This window comes from Vibrio syngnathi, assembly GCF_002119525.1.
Lineage (GTDB): Bacteria > Pseudomonadota > Gammaproteobacteria > Enterobacterales > Vibrionaceae > Vibrio > Vibrio syngnathi.
The window spans coordinates 2,598,836-2,621,376 of sequence record NZ_CP017916.1 but is presented as its reverse complement, the minus strand read 5'-3'; the positions used below and the strand labels follow the sequence as shown (position 1 = coordinate 2,621,376).

Sequence of the window (22,541 nt, the reverse complement as noted above, 5' to 3'; positions counted from 1 at the left end):
TACAACCCAATTAGACAAACAATTACCAAAATATAATAGAGGATGTTTTTAATGTTTATTTCTCAAGCTCACGCAGCAGCAGAAGGTGCACCAGCAGGCGGCGGTTTTGAAATGCTTATCATGCTAGGTATGTTCGCTGTGATCTTCTACTTCATGATCTACCGTCCACAAGCTAAGCGTGTTAAAGAGCACAAGAACCTTATGTCTTCTATGGGCAAAGGGGATGAAGTTCTTACAAGCGGCGGCCTAATCGGCAAGATCACTAAGATTGCTGAAGACAGCGACTACGTTGCTATCGAACTGAACGCAAATAACGAAGTCGTTATCAAGAAAGACTTCGTTACAGCAGTGCTACCAAAAGGTACTCTGAAATCACTATAAACAGCTAGAGGATCCTCGCTGTGCTAAACCGTTATCCGTTATGGAAGTACTTGATGGTGGTGTTTGCCATCGCTATCGCTGCGTTGTACGCACTTCCAAATATATACGGTGAAGATCCGGCAGTTCAAGTTACAGGGGCGCGTGGCGCCTCTGTAGATCTGTCTACGCTGGATGCTGTCACCAATGCTCTTGAAGCAGAAAACCTTTCTACTAAATCCGTTGCTCTTGAAAACGGTTCTATTCTTGTTCGCTTTAACGATACAGATACGCAAATTAGTGCCCGTGATATCATCACAGAAGCACTAGGTGATGACGTTATCGTTGCTTTAAACTTAGCGGCTTCAACTCCTGATTGGCTTGAATCTATTGGTGCTGCACCAATGAAACTGGGTCTTGATTTACGTGGTGGTGTGCACTTCTTAATGGAAGTGGATATGGACGCTGCGATGCAAAAACTGGTTGGCCAACAAGAAGAAGCGTTCCGCAGCGAACTTCGTGAAGAGAAAATCCGCTACCGTGCTATTCGCCCATCGGGTAAAGATGCGGTTGAAGTGATTCTACGTAATGAAGAGCAGCTTGCTGAAGCTAAATCGCTACTGCAATCTAAGCACCAAGATATGACGTTTGTAGATTCAGAATCTAACGGCCGTTTCTCTTTGGTTGCAAGCTTTACAGATGCTCGTCTTCAAGAGATTCGCAACTACGCAGTAGAGCAAAATATTACCATTCTACGTAACCGTGTTAACGAACTTGGTGTTGCTGAGCCTTTGGTTCAACGTCAAGGTGCTAGCCGTATCGTAGTGGAATTGCCAGGTGTTCAAGACACGGCTCGTGCTAAAGAAATTTTAGGCGCAACCGCGACTCTTGAATTCCGTGAAGTGGACAGCAGTGCCGATTTGGCCGCTGCAGCTTCTGGCCGTGCTCCTGCTGGTAGTGAAATTAAGCAAGACCGTGATGGTCGCCCTGTGGTACTTAAGAAGCGCGTTATCTTAGGCGGTTCTAGCATTACAGATGCAAGCTCAAGTGTTGATGAATATGGTCGCCCACAAGTTAACATCTCGCTAGACAGCGAAGGTGGTAGCAAGATGTCTACATTCTCTCGTCAAAATATCGGTAAGCTAATGGCAACCGTATTTGCAGAGTATAAAGACAGCGGTCGTAAAACACCTGAAGGCAGAGTGATCCTAAGTAAGCACGAAGAAGTGATCAACCAAGCGACGATTCAATCTGCGCTTGGCCGTAACTTCCGTATTACAGGTATCGACTCAACGTCTGAAGCTCATAACTTGGCACTTCTACTACGTGCAGGTGCATTGATTGCGCCTATCTCGATTGTAGAAGAACGTACGATTGGTCCATCTATGGGTCAACAAAACATCGATATGGGTATCATGGCGATGGTTTGGGGTATGGCTGCAGTAATGTTATTTACTCTGCTTTACTACCGTACTTTCGGTTTGATTGCGAACGTTGCTCTGATGGCTAACTTGGTGTTGATTATCGGTGTGATGTCGATGATTCCGGGGGCTACTATGACTCTGCCAGGTATTGCCGGTATCGTATTGACGGTCGGTATGGCGGTCGATGCCAACGTACTTATCTTTGAACGTATACGTGAAGAACTTCGAGATGGACGTAGTCCACAACAAGCAATTCACCAAGGTTATGCAAACGCATTTAGCACTATCGCCGATGCCAATATCACCACACTACTGACAGCAATCATTCTATTTGCTGTAGGTACAGGTGCAATTAAAGGCTTCGCGGTAACGCTGTCTATCGGTATCTTAACTTCAATGTTTACAGCTATTGTCGGAACACGTTGTATCGTGAATCTGATGTATGGCGGCAAACGCGTTAAGAAACTGTCGATCTAAGGCTAGGAATTAATATGTTTCAGATTCTAAAAGCAGAAAAAATGATCGACTTTATGCGTTGGTCAAAGGTTGCCTTTGTATTCTCAATCTTGATGATTGGTACTGCCATCTTTACCTTAACAACGAAATCGTTGAACTGGGGTCTAGATTTTACCGGTGGTACTCTGATTGAAGTGGGTTTTGAGCAACCAGCAAACTTACCTGATATTCGTAGTGCACTAGAAGCGGAAGGCTTCGGTGATGCAACGGTACAGAACTTTGGTTCTGCACGTGAGGTAATGGTTCGTTTACGTCCACGTGACGGTGTTGCTGGCGAAACGCTTGGTAACCAGATCCTGTCTGCAATTAAAGATGGTACTGGTGAGCAAGTTGAGATGCGTCGTATCGAGTTCGTTGGTCCTAATGTGGGTGACGAGCTAACAGAAGCGGGTGGCCTGGCTATCCTTGTTTCTCTGATTTGTATCTTGATCTATGTGTCAGTGCGATTCGAATGGCGCTTGGCTGCGGGTGCGGTATTAGCACTGGCGCACGACGTTATCATCACACTGGGTGTGTTCTCTCTAATGCAAATTGAGGTGGATCTTACCATCGTAGCAGCTTTGCTAACGGTAGTCGGTTACTCCCTCAACGATACCATAGTCGTATTTGACCGTATTCGTGAGAACTTCCGTAAGATGCGTAAGGGTGAAGCGCCTGAAGTGCTGAACAGCTCAATTACACAAACATTGAGCCGTACATTGATTACTTCTGGTACAACGTTGTTCGTAGTTATCGCGCTGTTCGCTCAGGGCGGTGCTATGATTCACGGCTTCGCGACTGCACTTCTATTGGGTATTACGGTTGGTACTTACTCTTCTATCTACGTTGCATCAGCACTAGCTATGAAGTTGGGTATCACGCGTGAGCATCTAATGCCACCACAAGTGGATAAAGAAGGTGAAGAGTTTGACGAAATGCCTTAAGCCTTGGCTTAACCTGTTTCGCTGAACCAAAAAAACCGCTGGGCAACTAGCGGTTTTTTTATGTCTGTACTTCATCGATAAGCTTCTATTCTCGAAGGGGCTTTGCAGTATGTATCATTCCGTAAATGCCGCTTGAGTGGTGACTCAAATGCAACTTACGGGATAAGTGTTCACTTTAACTAACCGCCATCTTGCTCGTATCTCGTATCGCAGATACAAAAAAGCCCCGCAATAGCGAGGCTTTGAAAATCTTCAGCTCTTAACTAAAGAGCATTAACGTGAGGTCTGAATTACTTCAGCATACCTTCGTTAGAGTTCTCACGAACGTGCTTAAGAATAGACTTAACACCACGTGCGCTTGAAGCAACAACATTACCAGACGTCATGTAATCAGTACCGCCAGCAAAGTCAGTCATGATAGCACCAGCTTCACGAGCGATTAGATCGCCAGCAGCTAGATCCCATGGCTTAAGGCCTAGTTCTAGGTAACCGTCAACACGGCCAGCCGCTAGGTAACATAGGTCAAGAGCTGGAGAACCAGTACGACGGAAATCAGCACAATCAACGAATAGACCAGAGATGATCTTCATGAAAGATTCAGAGTGTTGTTTTTGCTTGAATGGGAAACCAGTCGCTAGAACAGTACCTTGAAGGTCTTTAAGTTGAGTAACACGCATACGAGCGTTGTTAAGTTGAGCGCCAGCGCCACGTTGAGCTGTGAATAGCTCGTTTAGCATTGGGTCATAAACACAAGCAACTTCTGTACGACCGTTCATGCGAACAGCGATAGATACAGAGAAGTGAGGGAAACCTTTTACAAAGTTGTTGGTGCCATCTAGTGGGTCAACGATCCATTGTACGTCAGAATCTTTACCTTCAGTTAGGCCTGACTCTTCAGAAATAATGCTGTGCTCTGGGTAAGATGATTTGATTGTCTCAATAATCATGTACTCAGCTTCTTGAGCAATGTTAGTAACGTAATCGTTGTTACCTTTTAGAGACGATTCGATCTTATCAGTTGTTTCTAGAGATTTAGCAATATGGTTGCCAGCTTTACGCGCAGCGCGTATCGCAATGTTTAGCATTGGATGCATATGGTTTTTCCCACAAGATGTTAAAGAACAGTTTAAAGCGGCGGCGAGTATACCAAAGTTTCCCCAAAATGGAAGTGGTTATTTTTTGAACTCTTGATTTCACATTCCGAGAAGGGTCTGACCATTTTACTTAGCTATGTGTTAATATCTCGCGATTATTTTTAAAGTGGTGTCATATAGCATGTTAGACAATGTAAAAGTCGTTCTGGTTGGTACGTCTCATTCGGGAAATATCGGATCAGCAGCTCGCGCAATGAAAGTGATGGGTTTGAGTCAGTTAGTTCTTGTAGACCCTCAATGTGAAGTTGACGAGCAGACCTTAGCACTGGCTGCGGGTGCAGGTGACATCGCAGAAAACGCGACCATCGTTTCTACACTGGATGAAGCAGTAAAAGACTGTGGTTTGGTGGTTGGTTCGAGTGCTCGCTCTCGAACGCTTGAGTGGCCAATGCTTGAGCCGCGTGAATGTGGACAAAAATTTGCTGTTGAAGGTCAAAAGCACCCTGTAGCATTAGTGTTCGGCCGTGAGCGTACAGGCTTAACCAATGATGAGCTTCAGAAGTGTCATTTCCATGTATGTATTCCTGCGAACCCTGAATACAGCTCGCTAAACCTAGCAATGGCGGTACAGACTCTTAGCTATGAAGTACGTGTGGCACACCTTGATATGGTAGCGAGCCAATACCAGCCGCAGCAACAAGATGAGTACCCTCGTCACGAAGAACTAGAAATGTTCTATGAGCACCTTGAAAAAGTGATCATTGATACCCAATTTATCTCTAAGGATAAGCCGGGTCAGGTGATGAATAAGCTACGTCGTCTGTTCAGCCGAGCTCGTCCAGAGCTGCAAGAGATCAACACTCTACGCGGCATTTTGACTTCAATTGAGAAGAGCAAAAACGACAAATAAAACCCATACAAACCCTAAGGGTGAATACCTGACTAAAATAGTCAACTAAATACTTGACCAATTTAGTCGGGTATGGGAAGATTCCAACCACATAAACAATGTGGATACGGTGTGATATGAAACTTACATCTAAAGGAAGATATGCGGTAACAGCTATGCTAGATGTAGCACTGCATTCGCAAAAGAGCCCAGTTCCTCTGGCTGATATTTCAGAGCGACAAGGCATCTCGTTATCTTACTTAGAGCAGCTATTTTCTAAGTTACGTAAAGCTGGCTTGGTTGCTAGTGTTCGCGGTCCTGGTGGTGGTTACCGCCTAGGTGCAGAAGCGGGCGACATCGCTGTCGGAACTGTTATTGCAGCAGTAGACGAATCAGTGGATGCAACTAAGTGTCACGGTCGAGCAGATTGCCAAGGTGGTAGTCGTTGTTTAACTCACACTTTATGGCGTGACTTAAGCTCCCGAATCAGCAGCTTCTTAAACGACATTACGCTCGGTGAGCTGATGAAAGATAACGAAGTTTTACAGATTTCTGATCGTCAAGATATCGATCTTGCGGTTAATAATGGTTTTGCACATAAAAATACGAGCACTACAACGATTAGTGCAGCACCTCACGGTGTTAATGCCCGCTCTTAGCGGTCAGTTTTTACATTGGAGTAGAAAATGAAACTGCCTATTTACTTTGACTATTCAGCTACATGCCCAGTCGATCCACGTGTTGCTGAAAAAATGGTTCAGTGTATGACGATGGACGGTAACTTCGGTAACCCTGCATCTCGTTCACACCGTTACGGCTGGCAGGCAGAAGAATCAGTAGATAATGCTCGTGAGCAAATTGCCGATCTACTAAATGCAGACCCACGTGAAATTGTTTTCACGTCAGGTGCTACAGAGTCAGACAACCTTGCTATCAAAGGTGCAGCGCACTTTTACGAGAAGAAAGGTAAGCACGTAATCACGTGTAAAACAGAACACAAAGCGGTTCTTGATCCATGTCGCCAACTAGAGCGTGAAGGTTTTGAGGTAACTTACCTTGAGCCAGAAGCAAACGGCATCATTGATCTAGACAAGCTACAAGCTGCAATGCGTGAAGATACTGTTTTAGTTTCTATCATGCACGTTAACAACGAGATTGGTGTAATCCAAGATATCGGTGCAATCGGCGAGTTATGTCGCTCACGCAAGATTATCTTTCACGTTGATGCGGCGCAGTCTGCGGGTAAAATCCCACTAGACGTTAAAGAGATGAAAGTTGACCTTATCTCTCTTTCTGCGCACAAAGCATACGGCCCTAAAGGCATCGGCGCTTTGTACGTTCGTCGTAAGCCACGTATTCGCCTTGAAGCGCAAATGCACGGTGGCGGTCATGAACGTGGTTTCCGTTCTGGTACGCTTGCTACTCACCAAATCGTGGGTATGGGCGAAGCGTTTGCTATCGCTAAGCAAGACATGCAGAAAGATTACGATCACGCACTAGCACTTCGTGAGCGCCTACTTAAAGGTGTTCAAGATCTAGAAGCAGTAACCGTAAACGGCGACTTAGACCAACGTGTACCACACAACCTAAACGTGAGCTTCGCTTTCGTTGAAGGTGAGTCTCTGCTTATGTCTCTAAAAGACCTAGCAGTATCATCAGGTTCAGCATGTACATCAGCAAGCCTAGAGCCTTCATACGTTCTGCGTGCTCTTGGTCTAAACGATGAACTGGCACACAGCTCTGTACGTTTCTCATTCGGCCGTTTTACAACGGAAGAAGAAATCGACTACGCGATTGCACAAATTCGTGTAGCGGTAAATAAATTACGCGACATGTCTCCTCTATGGGATATGTATAAAGAAGGGATTGATTTGAACACTGTTGAGTGGGCTCATCACTAATCTCACGGAAATAGAGGATTCGAGGTAACTATCATGGCATATAGCGAAAAAGTAATTGATCACTACGAAAACCCACGTAACGTAGGTTCGTTTGATAAAGAAGACCCAAGTGTAGGTAGCGGCATGGTTGGCGCTCCAGCTTGTGGTGACGTAATGAAACTGCAAATCAAAGTATCTGCAGAAGGCATTATTGAAGACGCAAAATTCAAGACTTACGGTTGCGGTAGCGCAATCGCTTCTAGCTCACTAGTAACCGAGTGGGTTAAAGGTAAAAGTATTGATGAAGCAGCTGCAATCAAAAACTCTGAAATCGCAGAAGAGCTTGAATTGCCACCAGTGAAAGTTCACTGTTCAATTCTTGCTGAAGATGCAATCAAAGCAGCGGTTGCGGATTACAAAAAGAAGCACTAATCGCTTCAATAACGTAATCACGTCGAAAAAATAAGTAATATTTGGGAGCATCCTTTGTGCTCCCCCTGAGTTCTCAATTTATATAAAACACAAGGTTGTAGTATGGCCATCACCATGACAGATACGGCAGCAAGCCGAGTTCAAGCTTTCCTAGATAACCGTGGTAAAGGTCTCGGGTTACGCTTAGCAGTAAAAACTACTGGCTGTTCGGGTATGGCGTATGTACTGGAATTCGTTGACGAGCTTAACGAAGAAGACGAAGTGTTTGAGCATTCAGGTGTTAAGGTCATCATTGATCCAAAGAGCCTAGTATACCTAGACGGTACTGAGCTTGATTATGTAAAAGAAGGCCTAAACGAAGGTTTTGAATTCAACAACCCTAACGCGAAAGGCGAATGTGGTTGTGGTGAGAGCTTCAATGTTTAAACGCTTTTATCGTTAAGCGTTGTAAGCGAAGAATAAAATTAGGCTCTGAACAAAGAGCCTAAACTTAGGACCACCTTTACATGAATCATTTCGAATTATTTGGGCTACCACTTCAGTTTCAACTGGATGGTAGCCTTCTTTCTTCTCAGTTTAGAGATCTGCAACGCCAATTCCATCCTGATAAATTTGCGATAGCTTCTGAGCGTGACCGCTTATTGGCCGTGCAAAAAGCGGCACAAATCAATGATGCGTACCAGGTATTGAAGAATCCAATCAGCCGAGCAGAATACCTGTTGGTTCAACACGGAGAAGACATTCGTGGTGAACAACAAACCATGCAAGATCCTATGTTCCTGATGGAGCAAATGGAACTGCGTGAAGAGCTGGAAGACATCGCAGACAGTTCTGATCCTGAAGATGCGCTATTTGCATTTGAAGGCAAGGTTAGCAAAATGTATAAACAACAATTAAGCGCTATCCAACAAGAACTCGAAAGCGAAGCTTGGCTAGAAGCAGCAGACCGAGTAAGAAAGCTTAAGTTTATTGCAAAATTAAAGAATGAAATCGAATTAGTTGAAGATCGTTTGATCGGCTAGTTTGTATAACAAGGACACATCCATGGCACTACTTCAGATTGCAGAACCAGGGCAAAGCGCCGCTCCTCACCAGCACAAGCTTGCAGTGGGTATTGATTTAGGTACAACAAACTCGTTGGTTGCTGCAGTACGCAGTGGCGAGGCGAGCACACTTGTTGATCAACAAGGTCGAAGCATTTTACCTTCAGTTGTTCACTACCAGTCGGAATCTTATACGACTGGCGATGAAGCTCGTGCTAACGCGCAGACTGACCCTAAAAATACCATTATCTCAGTAAAGCGATTAATTGGTCGCTCACTGTCGGATATTCAACAGCGCTACCCGTCTCTGCCATATCAGTTTGAAGAAAGTGATAATGGTCTACCTGTGATCCGTACAGAACAAGGCAACAAGAACCCAATCCAGGTTTCTGCTGATATTCTACGAGCGCTTGGCCAACGTGCCGAGTCTACGCTAGGCGGTGAATTATCTGGCGCCGTGATTACGGTTCCTGCGTATTTTGATGATGCACAACGTGCTGGTACGAAAGACGCGGCTCAACTTGCTGGTCTTCACGTGTTACGTCTTCTTAATGAACCTACAGCGGCAGCGATTGCTTACGGTTTGGATTCAGGTAAAGAAGGTGTGATTGCGGTTTATGACCTTGGCGGTGGCACGTTTGATATCTCTATCCTACGCCTATCTAAAGGTGTCTTTGAAGTTCTAGCAACGGGTGGTGACTCTGCATTAGGTGGTGATGATTTTGACCATTTGATTGCAGAACATTTCCAAGCGCAAATGGGCTTATCAGAGCTAACGGCCGAACAGAACCGTATTCTTCTAGATACCGCGACGGAAGCGAAGATTAGCTTATCTGAAGCTGAAAGCGTTGATGTTGAAGCGCTGGGTTGGTCTGGTGCTTTAACTCGTGAAGAGTTCGAAGAGATCATCAAGCCTCTGGTTAAGAAAACCTTGCTTTCGTGCCGCCGTGCACTGAAAGATGCGGAAGTTGACGCGGATGAAGTTCTAGAAGTCGTGATGGTCGGTGGTTCAACTCGTACCTTACTTGTACGTGAAATGGTCGGTGACTTCTTTGGTCGTACACCACTAACCAGCATTAACCCTGATGAAGTGGTTGCGATTGGTGCGTCGATTCAAGCGGATATCTTAGTCGGCAACAAGCCTGACTCTGAAATGCTGCTACTGGACGTTATCCCTCTGTCTCTTGGCATCGAAACCATGGGTGGTTTGGTCGAAAAGATCATCCCTCGTAACACCACGATCCCAGTTGCTCGCGCACAAGAATTTACCACGTTCAAAGACGGTCAAACTGCAATGACGGTTCACACCGTGCAAGGCGAACGTGAGATGGTTGATGACTGTCGTTCATTGGCTCGATTTGCTCTGAAAGGCATTCCGCCAATGACAGCAGGTGCTGCGCATATTCGTGTGACTTACCAAGTGGATGCGGATGGCCTGCTATCGGTTACCGCAATGGAGAAGAGCACTGGCGTTCAAGCTGAAATCCAAGTTAAGCCTTCTTACGGCCTAAGCGATAACGAAGTGGCTAGCATGCTGAAAGATTCGATGACGTTTGCAAAAGAAGACATGCAAGCGCGTGCTCTTGCTGAGCAACGTGTAGAAGCGGATCGCGTTATTGAAGGGCTAATTGCTGCAATGCAAGCCGATGGTGACGAGCTGCTTGATGAGCAAGGCAAACAACAACTTGTTCAAGCGATTGAAGCACTGATTGAAGTGCGCAATGGTGACAATGCTGATGCCATTGAACTAGAAATTAAGAATACCGACAAAGCGAGCCAAGACTTTGCTTCTCGTCGTATGGATAAATCAATTCGAGCTGCACTGTCAGGTCAGTCAGTCGATAATATTTAATAGTTAGAGAATAGATAAACATGCCAAAGATTATTGTTTTACCTCACGAAGATCTATGTCCAGAAGGCGCTGTTTTAGAAGCAAAAACTGGTGAGACGGTTCTTGATGTTGCACTGAAGGCCGGTATTGGTATTGAACACGCATGTGAAAAGTCGTGTGCATGTACTACATGTCACGTTGTGATTCGTGAAGGTTTCGACTCATTAGAAGAGAGTGATGATCTAGAAGACGACATGCTAGATAAAGCATGGGGCTTAGAGATGGAATCTCGCCTTGGTTGCCAAGCTAAAGTGGCGGATACTGACCTTGTTGTTGAGATTCCAAAGTACACATTGAACCTAGCTTCTGAAGAGCATTAAGAATTCAGCTCGACTAAACGTGTTAGTAAAGCTGGCATAGAATATAAGTCACTAAGATGACAAATCGTCGCTGATAAAGATAAGGAAATGTTATGAGTTTGAAATGGATTGATTCGCGAGATATTGCGATTGAACTATGTGATTTATACCCAGATACCGATCCTAAAACAGTACGCTTCACGGACTTGCATCAATGGGTGCTAGATCTTGAAGATTTTGATGATGAGCCGAATCATTCGAATGAGAAAATTCTAGAGGCCATTATATTGTGCTGGATGGATGAGATGGATTAATCCTCTTGTCTAATCACTTGGTCGCGGGTTGGTATCAGTCCAATGTAAAACGCAGCCAAGTTAACAATTCTTACTAAAAAAAGCGGACCTTATGGTTCGTTTTTTTATCAAAATGACATTTTCCTCCTACATAATGCTAACATCAGTACGCTAATAAAAAACAATCAGAATCACATACTCAAAGTGGTTCATGACAAGGAGAAATCATGTCTATACAGATGTCAGTATTTTTAAGTCAAGAAGCTGCCCAGCCTCAGTGGGGAGCAAGAGCTATTTTGTCGTTCTCAGAAGCGGGAGCGACAATTCACATTGGTGAAGGCCACGATCTAGGTGCGGTTCAACGTGCGGGTCGTACGCTTGACGGACAAGGTATCGCATTGGTTGCACTTAGCGGTGAAGGCTGGGATTTAGAAAGCGTTTGGGCTTTCTACCAAGGCTATCGTGGACCAAAGAAAAAGAATGCATTGGAATGGGATGCGCTTTCAGAAGCCGATCAAACCGAGCTTGAAGCTCGAATTCGCGCGACTGACTGGACGCGTGACATTATCAATAAAACCGCTGAAGAAGTGGCACCTCGTCAACTCGCGACAATGGCTGCGGAATACATCAAGTCAGTGGCTCCTGCGGGCACAGTTAAAGCGAAAATCGTTAAAGACAAAGACCTACTAACCGAAGGTTGGGAAGGCATCTACGCGGTAGGCCGCGGCTCTGAGCGTACTTCTGCAATGCTTCAACTGGACTTCAACCCTACCGGCGACGAAGACGCACCTGTATTTGCTTGTTTGGTTGGTAAAGGTATCACTTTCGACTCAGGCGGTTACAGCATCAAGCCAGGTCAATTCATGACAGCAATGAAGGCTGACATGGGTGGCGCGGCGACTATTACTGGTGGTTTAGGTCTAGCGATTGAACGCGGCCTGAACAAGCGTATTAAGCTTATTCTATGTTGTGCAGAGAACATGATCTCGGGTCGTGCATTGAAGCTTGGCGACATCATTACTTACAAAAATGGTAAGACGGTTGAGATCATGAATACCGATGCGGAAGGTCGCTTGGTTCTTGCTGATGGTTTGATGTACGCAAGTGCACAAAACCCTGAGCTGATCATCGACTGTGCAACGCTAACCGGCGCGGCTAAAAATGCATTAGGTAACGACTACCACGCGCTATTGAGCTTCGATGATGAGTTATCTCACCAAGCACTAACGGCGGCAAACCAAGAGAAAGAAGGCCTATGGCCATTGCCTCTTGCTGATTTCCACCGTGGCATGTTGCCTTCAAATTTTGCTGATCTATCAAACATCAGCTCTGGTGATTACACTCCGGGTGCAAGTACCGCTGCTGCGTTCCTGTCTTACTTTGTAGATGACTACAAAAAAGGTTGGATTCACATGGACTGCGCGGGTACTTACCGTAAGTCATCAAGTGATAAATGGGCTGCAGGCGCGACTGGTATGGGTGTTCGTACACTGGCTCGTCTTCTTATCGACCAAGCAAAATAATAATAAGAGTGAGCGGTATTTCGATACCGCTTATTCATAAACTCAGATCGAATGATCTCAGTAATTTCAGTATTTAATAACAAAAAAATGAAGTGAAGGAACCCCTATGGCTCTAGAAAGAACGTTCTCAATTGTTAAGCCGGATGCAGTTAAGCGTAACCTTGTTGGTGAAATCTACCACCGCATTGAAAAAGCAGGCCTACAGATTATTGCCGCTAAGATGGTTCGTCTTACTGAAGAGCAAGCGAGTGGCTTCTACGCAGAACACGAAGGCAAAGAGTTCTTCCCAGCTCTTAAAGAGTTTATGACTTCTGGTCCTATCATGGTTCAAGTGCTTGAAGGCGAAAACGCGATTGCTCGTTACCGTGAACTTATGGGCAAAACAAATCCAGAAGAAGCGGCATGCGGCACTATCCGTGCTGACTACGCAATCAGCATGCGTTACAACTCAGTACACGGCAGCGACAGCCCTGAATCGGCGGCTCGCGAAATCGAATTCTTCTTCCCAGAATCTGAAATTTGCCCGCGTCCAGCTGAATAAGCAGACCACAGCAAGTCTCAATAAAGGCTTCACTTCGGTGAGGCCTTTTTTGTCAGTGGATTTTACGTTATTCGTGACCTTACGGTGATAAATGGCAAGTCGCTGATGAATACCGACGTCATTCCCGATAGTACGAAGGAGCGTCATCGGGAGTCTCTGTTGAGTTGTTGGAGATTCCAGATACTTCGTTCCTCAGTTCTGGAATGACGGGCTTTGAGGAGTTCATAACCAAATAGCGATGAATGACGGAGAGTTTTTGTGTCACACCCTCGTGGTCAGTATTGGCGATCTTTTAGTGATTATTTACTTCATTCCCGAGAGCGACGTAGGAGTGTAATCGGGAATCTCTGTTAGTTGTTGGAGATTCCAGATACTTCGTTCCTCAGTTCTGGAATGACGGGCTTTGAGGGGTTCATGACCTAATAGCGATGAATGACGGAGAGTTTTTGTGTCACACCCTCGTGGTCAGTATTGGCGAGCTGTTGATTATTATTTACGTCATTCCCGAAAGCGACGGAGGAGCGTAATCGGGAATCTCTGTTGAGTTGTTGGAGATTCCAGATACTTCGTTCCTCAGTTCTGGAATGACGGGCTTTGAGGAATTCATAACCTGATGGCGATGAATAGCGAGAGCCACAACCTCGTGCTAAGTATTGTTGAACTGTTGGAGATTATTTACGTCATTCCCGAAAGCGACGGAGGAGCGTAATCGGGAATCTCGCTTTGCATTGGCCAAACTTAAGCCGGTCAATTTCATTGTGTAAATTTTAATCGCTTAACTTTGAATGTCTTAATAAACACAGGGTTTTACAGTGCTTGTTGAAGTTGCGTAAAGCCTGTACAATTCGCGCCCTTAATTATTGTTCCGTCATTGAGAGGCATCATGACCACAGCTAAAGTCAATCTACTCGATTTTGATCGTAAAGGTCTTCGTAAATTTTTCACAGAAGAACTGAATGAGAAAGCGTTTCGAGCAGAGCAAGTGATGAAGTGGATTTATCACTTCGGTGTCGATGACTTCGAACAAATGAACAACATCAACAAAAAATTACGCGAGAAACTGCTGCATCGCTGTGAGATTGTTGCCCCTATCGTTTCTGAAGCTCAGCACTCAGCAGATGGCACAATTAAGTGGGCGATGAGCGTTGGTGACCAAGACGTTGAAACGGTATACATCCCAGATGGTGACCGTGCGACGCTATGTGTATCTTCGCAAGTAGGCTGTGCGCTTGAATGTAAATTTTGCTCTACGGCTCAACAAGGCTTCAACCGTAATTTGAAGGTTTCAGAGATCGTTGGCCAAATCTGGCGTGCTGCACGTGAAATCGGTTTAGAGAAAGAAACGGGTCGTCGTCCAATTACTAATGTCGTAATGATGGGTATGGGTGAGCCTCTGCTAAACATGAAGAACCTAATTCCATCATTAGAGCTGATGCTTGATGATCTGGGTTTCTCACTGTCTAAGCGTCGTGTAACGGTATCAACATCTGGTGTTGTTTCTGGTCTTGATCAGATGACAGATAACATCGATGTCGCTCTAGCTATTTCTCTACATGCACCAAACGATGCACTACGTAGCCAAATCATGCCGATCAACGACCGTTGGGATATTCAAGATTTCCTAGCGTCGGTTCGTCGCTACATTGCTTCTTCAAATGCTAACCGCGGTAAAGTAACGGTTGAGTACGTTCTGTTGGATCATGTGAATGATGATATGGACCACGCTCGTGAACTTGCTGAGCTAATGAAAGATACGCCTTGTAAGATCAACTTGATTCCATTTAACCCTTATCCGGGTTCGCCTTACAAGAAGCCAAGTAACTCTCGTATTGATCGCTTCCAAAAAACGCTGATGGAATACAACTACACAGTAACGGTTCGTAAAACTCGTGGTGATGATATTGATGCCGCATGTGGTCAGCTGGTTGGTGATGTTATTGATAGAACCAAGCGTACTAAAATGCTGAAAGCCGCCTCTGAAGCTAACTTGATCGCAGGTGATGTGATTCAAGTAAAAGCGGTTTAAATACCATTTAGAACTAAACAAGCCAGAAGGATTCCTTCTGGCTTGTTGCTTTTCTGGAAGGTGAATTTCCAAAGAATTGGATTTTTTCCCACGCTTTCTTACATTTTTCGTTAAATTTTGGACAAAACCATGAGCTGACGGTAAATTTTGTTTAAAGTGTTTTTGCCTTGCAATGGCATTAGCTTATGATTAACTCATCTTAAATTAATTTAAGTGCTCGCTTGTTACCCGATAATCGTCAATGTGTCTATTTAGGTTGGCTACTTGATAAACTAGCTTCCTGAGAAGGTCATCCATAATCAATGGGTGATGTTCGTCTTTAAGGGTTGATGATTTAGATAACAGGAAAAATTCCACATAAAGTGGGTTGTTAGATTGAGCTTAAACGACAATAAAAATGCTCTCATCAACCTGCGATAATACTTTAGAAGTTCACTCTCTATGAACACAGAACACGAAACACAAACGAATGAAACTGTCGCTCCGGTAATTGAAGCGGGAACGCTCCTTAAAAACAAACGAGAATCTCTTGGTTTAACACAAAAGCAGATTTCTGATCGTTTGAAGCTGCGCGTTACGCTGATCCAACAAATTGAAGAAAACCAATTCGAATCAGATCAAGTGGCTACGTTTATGCGCGGTTACATTCGCTCATACGCGAAATACGTCAATCTTGACGAAAAGGTCGTATTGAGTGCGCTGCATCATGCCGGTGATGCTCAACACCAAGAGCAAGAAATGCTGAGCTTTTCTCGTAAGACAAAAACAGAGAAGCACAATAGCCGTATTATGATCCTTACTTGGAGCATTTTTGCGGTAATTGCGGGTATCTCATCACTGTGGTGGTGGCAGAACCAACAACAAGACACCCTATCTCAATCTTTAGCGAATACTGAAAGCTCAGAAGAGCTCGCTGTAGAAGAATCACTTGATCCTGATCTGACTTCACTCGAAGTGATTGAAGCAGAACAAAACACAGAAACATCTCCTGTTACTGAAAATTCTGATGAGCTTACTGAAGTGAGTTCAGCTGAAGATTCAGTAACTCTTGACCCTGTTGAAGTCCTTGAAGAAACACCAGAAGCAGCAGACGTTGCTTCGGTTACTGCGGAATCAGAGACTGTAGCGCCTGAAGCTGTGGTTAACGAGCTAGTGATGCAGTTCTCTGCTGATTGCTGGATCCAAGTGAAAGATGCTTCGGGCAAAACGTTATCTACTGGCATTAAAAAAGCAGGCCAGACATTAAATCTTTCTGGAACTGCACCATATAAAGTGATTCTGGGTGCGCCTGAAGGCGTATCGATGACATTTGCAAGTGAACCTGTCGACCTTTCTGGGTATACTTCAGGCAAAGTAGCTAGAATAACCTTACCTTAGAGTTAATATGCAACACGAATCTCCTATTATTCGTCGCAAATCAACCCGTATTTATGTGGGTGATGTGCCGATCGGTGATGGTGCACCAATTGCTGTGCAATCCATGACCAACACAAGAACAACAGATGTCGCCGCGACCGTCGCTCAAATTCGAGCTTTGGAAAAAGTGGGGGCAGATATCGTTCGCGTATCTGTACCGACTATGGAGGCCGCTGAAGCCTTTAAGCTAATTAAGCAGCAGGTCTCTGTTCCTTTGGTTGCTGATATTCACTTCGACTACCGTATTGCCCTTAAAGTGGCAGAGTACGGCGTTGACTGTCTGCGTATCAACCCAGGAAACATCGGTAACGAAAGCCGTATCCGCTCAGTTGTTGATTGTGCACGTGATATGAATATTCCGATTCGTATTGGTGTTAACGGCGGCTCTCTTGAGAAAGAGATCCAAGAGAAATACACAGAACCTACAGCAGAAGCGCTTGTTGAATCTGCAATGCGCCACGTAGATATCTTAGATCGTCTGAACTTTGATCAATTCAAAGTCAGCGTTAAGGCTTCTGATGTATTCCTAGCTGTCGGTTCTTACCGTTTGCTTGCTAAGCAGATTGATCAACCTCTTCACCTTGGCATTACCGAAGCGGGTGGTGCACGTGCTGGCTCTGTGAAATCAGCGGTAGGTTTGGGCATGCTGCTTTCTGAAGGTATCGGCGATACGCTGCGTATCTCGCTAGCGGCGGATCCTGTTGAAGAGATCAAAGTTGGCTTTGATATTCTTAAATCTTTGCGCATTCGCTCGCGTGGCATTAACTTCATTGCGTGTCCGAGCTGTTCTCGCCAAGAATTCGATGTTATCAACACCGTTAACGCCCTTGAAGAACGCTTAGAAGACATAGTGACTCCAATGGATGTCTCTATCATCGGTTGTGTCGTTAACGGCCCAGGTGAAGCTGAAGTGTCTCACTTAGGCCTTGCGGGTAGTGCACGTAAGAGTGCCTTCTATGAAGACGGTAAGCGTCAGAAAGAGCGTTTTGACAACGATGACCTTGTCGACAAACTTGAAGCTAAGATTCGCGCAAAAGCGTCAGTGCTTGATAAAGCAAATCGCATTGATGTAGAAAACTTAGAAGATTAATACAACGCGATGGGGTGTGATTGTCTATTCGCACTGATACCTGGTCGTGAGAAATTACGGAATAAATACTGTGGCTAAAAATATCCAAGCAATTCGAGGCATGAACGACTGCCTTCCAACTCAATCACCACTGTGGCAGAAAGTAGAAAGCGCAGTTAAAAGTGTGGTGAGCGCATACGGTTACAACGAAGTACGTATGCCTATCGTTGAAGAGACGAACCTATTTAGCCGTGCGGTTGGTGAAGAGACAGACGTTGTTTCTAAAGAGATGTACACCTTTGATGACCGTAATGGTGACAGCCTAACGCTGCGTCCAGAAGGCACTGCAGGTTGTGTACGTTCATGTATTCAAAACAGCCTTATTAACCGTGATGAACAGCGTCTATGGTACATGGGCCCAATGTTCCGTCACGAGCGTCCTCAAAAAGGTCGTTACCGTCAATTCCACCAATGTGGTGTGGAAGTATTTGGCCTAGACGGTCCAGACGTTGACGCAGAACTTATTATGATGACAGCACGTCTATGGCGTGAGCTAGGTATCGATAAACACGTTCGTCTTGAATTGAACTCAATCGGTTCTCAAGAAGATCGCGTAAGCTACCGTACTGCGTTAGTGGCTTTCCTTGAGCAACACATTGATGTGCTAGATGAAGACTGCAAACGTCGCATGCACACTAACCCTCTACGTGTTCTGGATACTAAGAACCCGGATGTTCAAGCTATCTTAGGTGACGCACCTCGACTATCTGAATATTTGGGTGAAGAATCGAAGCAACATTTTGCTGGTTTGTGTGAACTTCTTGACGCTGTTGGTATCGAATACCAAGTTAACGAGCGTCTAGTGCGCGGTCTAGATTATTACAACCGCACCGTATTTGAGTGGATCACTGACAGCCTTGGTGCTCAAGGTACAGTATGTGGCGGTGGCCGTTACGATGGTCTTGTTGAACAACTAGGCGGCAAAGCAACGAATGCTGTTGGCTTCGCTATGGGTCTAGAACGTCTAGTCCTTATGATGGAAACGCTAGAGCTTACAGAAGTTCGCCGTAGTGTTGACGTATACATGGTTGCTGCTGGCGAAGGTACTATGATCGCGGGCATGCAGTTAGCGAATCAATTACGCGATAACGTTGAAGGCGTACGTGTTATGAACCACTTCGGTGGTGGTAACTTTAAGAAGCAATTCAAACGTGCTGACAAAGTAGGTGCTGTTGTGGCGTTAGTACTTGGTGAGAACGAAGTTGCTGACAATACAGTTGTGCTAAAAGATTTGGTTGGCGGCGAGCAACAAACCGTGTCTCAAACGGAAGTTGCAGAAAAAGTTGCGGCGTTAATCTAAGCCATTGAGCAAACGCTCATCATGAATATCAACGTCAGCACTATGCTGGCGTTTAAAGAATTAAAGAGGACAGGAAGTGGAACTTTACGATAGCGAAGAGCAACAAGTTGAAGCCATTAAAGATTGGTGGAAAGAGAACGGTAAAGCCGTAATCTTCGGTGCGGTTATTGGTTTAGGTGGTCTATTTGGTTGGCGCTATTACCAAGATTCAGTCGTTGAAGCGCGTGAAGCCGCTTCAGAAAGCTACACCTCTGCAATTTCAGCGCTAGATGATAAAGGCGTTGATGCTCAATCTGATATTCAAGCTTTTATCGACGCTAACAAAGACGCTGAATACTCAGTACTTGCTGCTATGCAATTAGCAAAAGTGCAAGTTCAAGCGGGTGAGCTTGCAGCAGCACTTGAACAGCTTGAGTGGGCACAATCGGCAACTAAGGATGCGGCACTTACGCCACTACTTACTTACCGTGCAGCACGTATCAAAGCAGAGCAGGGTGAATTTGACGCTGCATTGATTGATCTTGAAGCGATGACTGACGAATCTTGGAAAGGTCGTGTTGCTGAACTGCGAGGTGATATCTCACTTCGTAAAGGCGACACAGATGCGGCTTACAGTGCTTACTCTGAAGCACAACAAGCAGCTGATGCGAGCCAAACGCTTCAAATCAAACTTGACGACCTAGCTAAATAAGGCGCTTTGAATGAAGAAGATGTTTCCAAAAGCGGCGTTGTGTGCGATTGCTCTTGGCCTGCTAGCGGGCTGTGCAAGTGAAGAAGACACCGTCATCATGGCGCCAGTACCAACAGTAAACAGCGAATTCACTCCTAGTCAGGAATGGTCTACGTCGGTTGGTGATGGTGTTGGTCACTACTTTTCAAAACTAACGCCAGAATTGGCTTACGACAAAGTATTTGTTGCGAGTCGTGAAGGTATGGTTAAGGCGCTTGATCCTGAAACAGGTAAAGAGCTTTGGAAAGTCGATCTTGAGAAAGAAGTACTGGCTCGTTTATCGGGTGGCTTAACGGCAGCTTACGGTAAGGTATTTGTTGGTTCTGAAAATGGCGAAGTGATCGCGATGGACGAATCAACTGGTGAAGAGCTGTGGCGTGTCTCAGTGAATGGTGAGGTGCTTGCATCCCCAGCAACTGAAAGCAACATGGTTATTGTTCATACCAGTCGCGGCATGCTGACCGCGTTAGATCAAGAAAGTGGTGAGCAAAAATGGACCATCAGTACTGAAGTACCAAGCCTAACACTTCGTGGCGATAGCTCACCTGTAGCTGTTTCTGGTGGAGTATTCTGGGGTACGGCGAATGGTCGTTTAGCTGCAGCTATCGTTGATCGTGGTCAGCTTATTTGGCAACAACCAGTAGGTACACCAAAAGGCGCAACGGAAATTGATCGTTTGGTTGATGTTGATGCATCACCGGTTGTTCTTGGCGGAACCCTGTATACCGTCGGTATCAATGGTCAGCTAATCGCTATCGATCTTCGTTCTGGTAAGCCAGTTTGGAAACGTAATTACTCGTCAGCGATTGATTTAGCAAGTGATGGCAGCCGTTTATTCGCTGTGACTGACAAAGACCATGTGGTTGCGGTTGATGCGCGTAGTGGTACTGAACTTTGGAGCACTCCATTGTTAGAAAACCGCTTACTGACGGCACCTGCTATTATTAATGGTTATGTAGTTGTTGGTGATACGGAAGGTTACCTGCATTGGTTAGATCGTTCATCAGGTGAGTTTGTAGCTCAACAGTTGGTCGATGATAGCGGCTTTGCGGTTGCGCCAATTGAAATGCCTGAAGGCTACTTAGTGACGACTCGCAATGGCGATGTAAAGAAACTAACGATTAGCCAATAAAAGCGTGATATAATTCACAGTCGGCTCCTGGTTGGTAACAGCTAGGAGCCGTTTTGTTGTTATAAATTAATAAACCGTGTGGTTATAGGTAAGAGTTTAAACTTGCGATCAAGTGCTTACCTATAACTACATTTAGAGAAGAAATTGTAGAGGTTGTTATGGTACCTGTTGTTGCTCTAGTAGGGCGTCCGAACGTAGGTAAATCTACGTTATTTAACCGATTGACTCGAACTCGTGATGCATTGGTTGCGGATTTCCCTGGCTTAACGCGTGACCGTAAATACGGTCATGCTCATTTTAGCGAGCATGACTTTATTGTTATCGACACTGGTGGTATCGACGGTACCGAAGAAGGTGTTGAAACAAAAATGGCTGAACAGTCGCTAGCGGCGATTGATGAAGCTGATGTCGTTCTATTTATGGTAGATGGCCGTGCGGGTCTAACACCTTCAGACGTGGCGATTGCTAAGCACCTTCGTCAACTAGAAAAACCTTCAATGCTAGTCGTAAACAAGGTTGATGGTATCGACCCTGATGCTGCAAGTGCTGATTTCTGGCAACTAGGCGTAGAAGACATGTACCAAATCGCTGCAGCGCACGGTCGTGGTGTAACTGCACTGATTGACCTTGCACTTAACCCATTCGCAGAAGCGTTAAAAGCTGAGAGTGGCGAAGTAAGCGATTTAACTGAATTTGAAGACGAAGAAGAAGAGCAAGTTGATTTCACTGAAGAAGAAGCGGAAGAAGAATTCAAGCGCCTTCAAGATCAACCAATTAAGCTAGCGATCATTGGTCGTCCTAACGTAGGTAAATCAACACTAACTAACCGTATTCTTGGTGAAGAGCGTGTTGTTGTTTACGATATGCCAGGTACCACTCGTGACTCTATCTACATTCCGATGCAGCGTGATGAGCGTGAGTATGTTCTGATTGATACTGCTGGTGTTCGTCGTCGTAAAAATATCAACGAAACAGTTGAGAAGTTCTCAGTGGTTAAAACACTGAAAGCGATTGAAGATGCTAACGTTGTATTACTGCTTATCGATGCTCGCGAGAACATCTCAGATCAAGATCTAAGCTTGTTAGGCTTTGCGTTGAATGCTGGTCGTTCAATTGTTATTGCAGTAAACAAGTGGGATGGCCTAGATAACGACGTTAAAGATCGTGTTAAGAAAGAACTAGACCGTCGTTTAGGTTTTGTTGATTTCGCACGTATTCACTTTATCTCTGCACTTCACGGTACAGGTGTTGGTCACTTGTTTGAGTCTGTTCAAGAAGCTTATAAGTCAGCAACGACTCGTGTTGGTACTTCTGTACTTACTCGTATCATGAAAATGGCGACTGATGATCACCAACCACCTATGGTTCGTGGCCGTCGTGTTAAATTGAAATACGCGCACGCTGGTGGCTACAACCCACCGATTATCGTTATCCACGGTAACCAAGTACGTAACTTGCCAGATTCATACAAACGATTCTTGATGAACTACTACCGTCGTTCACTAGAAATTATGGGTACACCTATTCGCATTCAATTCCAGAACAGCGAGAACCCATTTGAAGCTAAGACAACCAAGCTGACAATTTCTCAAGAACGTAAACGTAAGCGTATGATGAGCATGGTTAAAGGTCGTAAGTAAACCTTTCCAATAGATTTGATACCCGAGCCTGTCTCGGGTATTTTTTTAAGCAAAATTCACGTT

At 45.0% G+C, this 22,541-nt stretch carries 22 protein-coding genes; 21 read left to right on the top strand and 1 reads right to left on the bottom strand.

The window, feature by feature from the left end:
- The first annotated feature begins 51 nt into the window (after positions 1 to 51).
- The 3 genes from yajC to secF are packed head-to-tail and all read left to right on the top strand — an operon-like array spanning position 52 to position 3,220.
- On the top strand, positions 52 to 381 hold the full coding sequence (yajC, locus tag K08M4_RS11930; RefSeq protein WP_010440492.1) for a preprotein translocase subunit YajC: 330 nt from the start codon (positions 52 to 54) through the stop codon (positions 379 to 381).
- A 20-nt stretch (positions 382 to 401) separates the two neighbouring features.
- Positions 402 to 2,258, top strand: coding sequence for a protein translocase subunit SecD (gene secD, locus K08M4_RS11925; RefSeq protein WP_086050005.1), 1,857 nt, complete (start codon positions 402 to 404; stop codon positions 2,256 to 2,258).
- 14 nt (positions 2,259 to 2,272) lie between these two features.
- On the top strand, positions 2,273 to 3,220 hold the full coding sequence (secF, locus tag K08M4_RS11920) for a protein translocase subunit SecF (protein WP_086050004.1): 948 nt from the start codon (positions 2,273 to 2,275) through the stop codon (positions 3,218 to 3,220).
- Positions 3,221 to 3,510: 290 nt separating this feature from the next.
- Here the strand turns inward: secF and suhB are convergent, their stop codons facing one another.
- Positions 3,511 to 4,314: an inositol-1-monophosphatase gene (suhB, locus tag K08M4_RS11915; RefSeq protein ID WP_009848284.1), complete on the bottom strand. Its 804-nt coding sequence runs from the start codon at positions 4,312 to 4,314 to the stop codon at positions 3,511 to 3,513.
- Between the two features lie 181 nt (positions 4,315 to 4,495).
- Here suhB and trmJ point away from each other — a divergent pair, with 181 nt between their 5' ends.
- From trmJ to der, 18 genes are all read left to right on the top strand, one after another.
- Positions 4,496 to 5,224 carry a tRNA (cytosine(32)/uridine(32)-2'-O)-methyltransferase TrmJ gene (gene trmJ / locus K08M4_RS11910; protein ID WP_004735091.1) on the top strand — a complete coding sequence of 243 codons (729 nt, stop codon included), beginning with the start codon at positions 4,496 to 4,498 and terminating at the stop codon, positions 5,222 to 5,224.
- Positions 5,225 to 5,340: 116 nt separating this feature from the next.
- Positions 5,341 to 5,862 carry a Fe-S cluster assembly transcriptional regulator IscR gene (gene iscR, locus K08M4_RS11905; RefSeq protein WP_086050003.1) on the top strand — a complete coding sequence of 174 codons (522 nt, stop codon included), beginning with the start codon at positions 5,341 to 5,343 and terminating at the stop codon, positions 5,860 to 5,862.
- Between the two features lie 27 nt (positions 5,863 to 5,889).
- A complete protein-coding gene (locus tag K08M4_RS11900) occupies positions 5,890 to 7,104 on the top strand; it encodes an IscS subfamily cysteine desulfurase (protein WP_086050002.1) in 1,215 nt (404 codons plus the stop codon).
- Positions 7,105 to 7,137: 33 nt separating this feature from the next.
- Complete coding sequence (iscU, locus tag K08M4_RS11895) at positions 7,138 to 7,515, top strand: Fe-S cluster assembly scaffold IscU (protein WP_004735094.1); 378 nt, start codon at positions 7,138 to 7,140, stop codon at positions 7,513 to 7,515.
- 102 nt (positions 7,516 to 7,617) lie between these two features.
- Positions 7,618 to 7,941 carry an iron-sulfur cluster assembly protein IscA gene (gene iscA, locus K08M4_RS11890; protein WP_004735095.1) on the top strand — a complete coding sequence of 108 codons (324 nt, stop codon included), beginning with the start codon at positions 7,618 to 7,620 and terminating at the stop codon, positions 7,939 to 7,941.
- Positions 7,942 to 8,021: 80 nt separating this feature from the next.
- Positions 8,022 to 8,537 carry a co-chaperone HscB gene (gene hscB, locus K08M4_RS11885; RefSeq protein ID WP_009848288.1) on the top strand — a complete coding sequence of 172 codons (516 nt, stop codon included), beginning with the start codon at positions 8,022 to 8,024 and terminating at the stop codon, positions 8,535 to 8,537.
- A 22-nt stretch (positions 8,538 to 8,559) separates the two neighbouring features.
- The gene (gene hscA / locus K08M4_RS11880) at positions 8,560 to 10,410 is read left to right on the top strand and encodes a Fe-S protein assembly chaperone HscA (protein WP_086050001.1); all 1,851 of its coding nucleotides are present in this window, start codon (positions 8,560 to 8,562) and stop codon (positions 10,408 to 10,410) included.
- A 20-nt stretch (positions 10,411 to 10,430) separates the two neighbouring features.
- Positions 10,431 to 10,769, top strand: coding sequence for an ISC system 2Fe-2S type ferredoxin (gene fdx, locus K08M4_RS11875; RefSeq protein WP_004735098.1), 339 nt, complete (start codon positions 10,431 to 10,433; stop codon positions 10,767 to 10,769).
- 92 nt (positions 10,770 to 10,861) lie between these two features.
- A complete protein-coding gene (gene iscX, locus K08M4_RS11870; protein ID WP_004735099.1) occupies positions 10,862 to 11,062 on the top strand; it encodes a Fe-S cluster assembly protein IscX in 201 nt (66 codons plus the stop codon).
- Between the two features lie 206 nt (positions 11,063 to 11,268).
- Positions 11,269 to 12,564, top strand: coding sequence for an aminopeptidase PepB (gene pepB / locus K08M4_RS11865; RefSeq protein WP_086050000.1), 1,296 nt, complete (start codon positions 11,269 to 11,271; stop codon positions 12,562 to 12,564).
- Between the two features lie 106 nt (positions 12,565 to 12,670).
- Complete coding sequence (ndk, locus tag K08M4_RS11860; RefSeq protein ID WP_086049999.1) at positions 12,671 to 13,105, top strand: nucleoside-diphosphate kinase; 435 nt, start codon at positions 12,671 to 12,673, stop codon at positions 13,103 to 13,105.
- Between the two features lie 883 nt (positions 13,106 to 13,988).
- Positions 13,989 to 15,131 (top strand): dual-specificity RNA methyltransferase RlmN, encoded by a 1,143-nt coding sequence (gene rlmN / locus K08M4_RS11855; RefSeq protein WP_009848292.1) that lies wholly within the window; start codon positions 13,989 to 13,991, stop codon positions 15,129 to 15,131.
- A gap of 441 nt (positions 15,132 to 15,572) precedes the next feature.
- Positions 15,573 to 16,508, top strand: a complete 936-nt coding sequence (rodZ, locus tag K08M4_RS11850; RefSeq protein ID WP_086049998.1) for a cytoskeleton protein RodZ — start codon at positions 15,573 to 15,575, stop codon at positions 16,506 to 16,508.
- 7 nt (positions 16,509 to 16,515) lie between these two features.
- Positions 16,516 to 17,637 carry a flavodoxin-dependent (E)-4-hydroxy-3-methylbut-2-enyl-diphosphate synthase gene (ispG, locus tag K08M4_RS11845; RefSeq protein ID WP_086049997.1) on the top strand — a complete coding sequence of 374 codons (1,122 nt, stop codon included), beginning with the start codon at positions 16,516 to 16,518 and terminating at the stop codon, positions 17,635 to 17,637.
- Between the two features lie 70 nt (positions 17,638 to 17,707).
- Positions 17,708 to 18,976, top strand: coding sequence for a histidine--tRNA ligase (gene hisS, locus K08M4_RS11840; RefSeq protein ID WP_009848295.1), 1,269 nt, complete (start codon positions 17,708 to 17,710; stop codon positions 18,974 to 18,976).
- Positions 18,977 to 19,052: 76 nt separating this feature from the next.
- Positions 19,053 to 19,667: a YfgM family protein gene (locus K08M4_RS11835; protein ID WP_086049996.1), complete on the top strand. Its 615-nt coding sequence runs from the start codon at positions 19,053 to 19,055 to the stop codon at positions 19,665 to 19,667.
- A gap of 10 nt (positions 19,668 to 19,677) precedes the next feature.
- A complete protein-coding gene (bamB, locus tag K08M4_RS11830) occupies positions 19,678 to 20,838 on the top strand; it encodes an outer membrane protein assembly factor BamB (RefSeq protein WP_086049995.1) in 1,161 nt (386 codons plus the stop codon).
- Between the two features lie 158 nt (positions 20,839 to 20,996).
- The gene (gene der / locus K08M4_RS11825; RefSeq protein WP_086049994.1) at positions 20,997 to 22,478 is read left to right on the top strand and encodes a ribosome biogenesis GTPase Der; all 1,482 of its coding nucleotides are present in this window, start codon (positions 20,997 to 20,999) and stop codon (positions 22,476 to 22,478) included.
- The last annotated feature ends 63 nt before the right edge of the window (positions 22,479 to 22,541 follow it).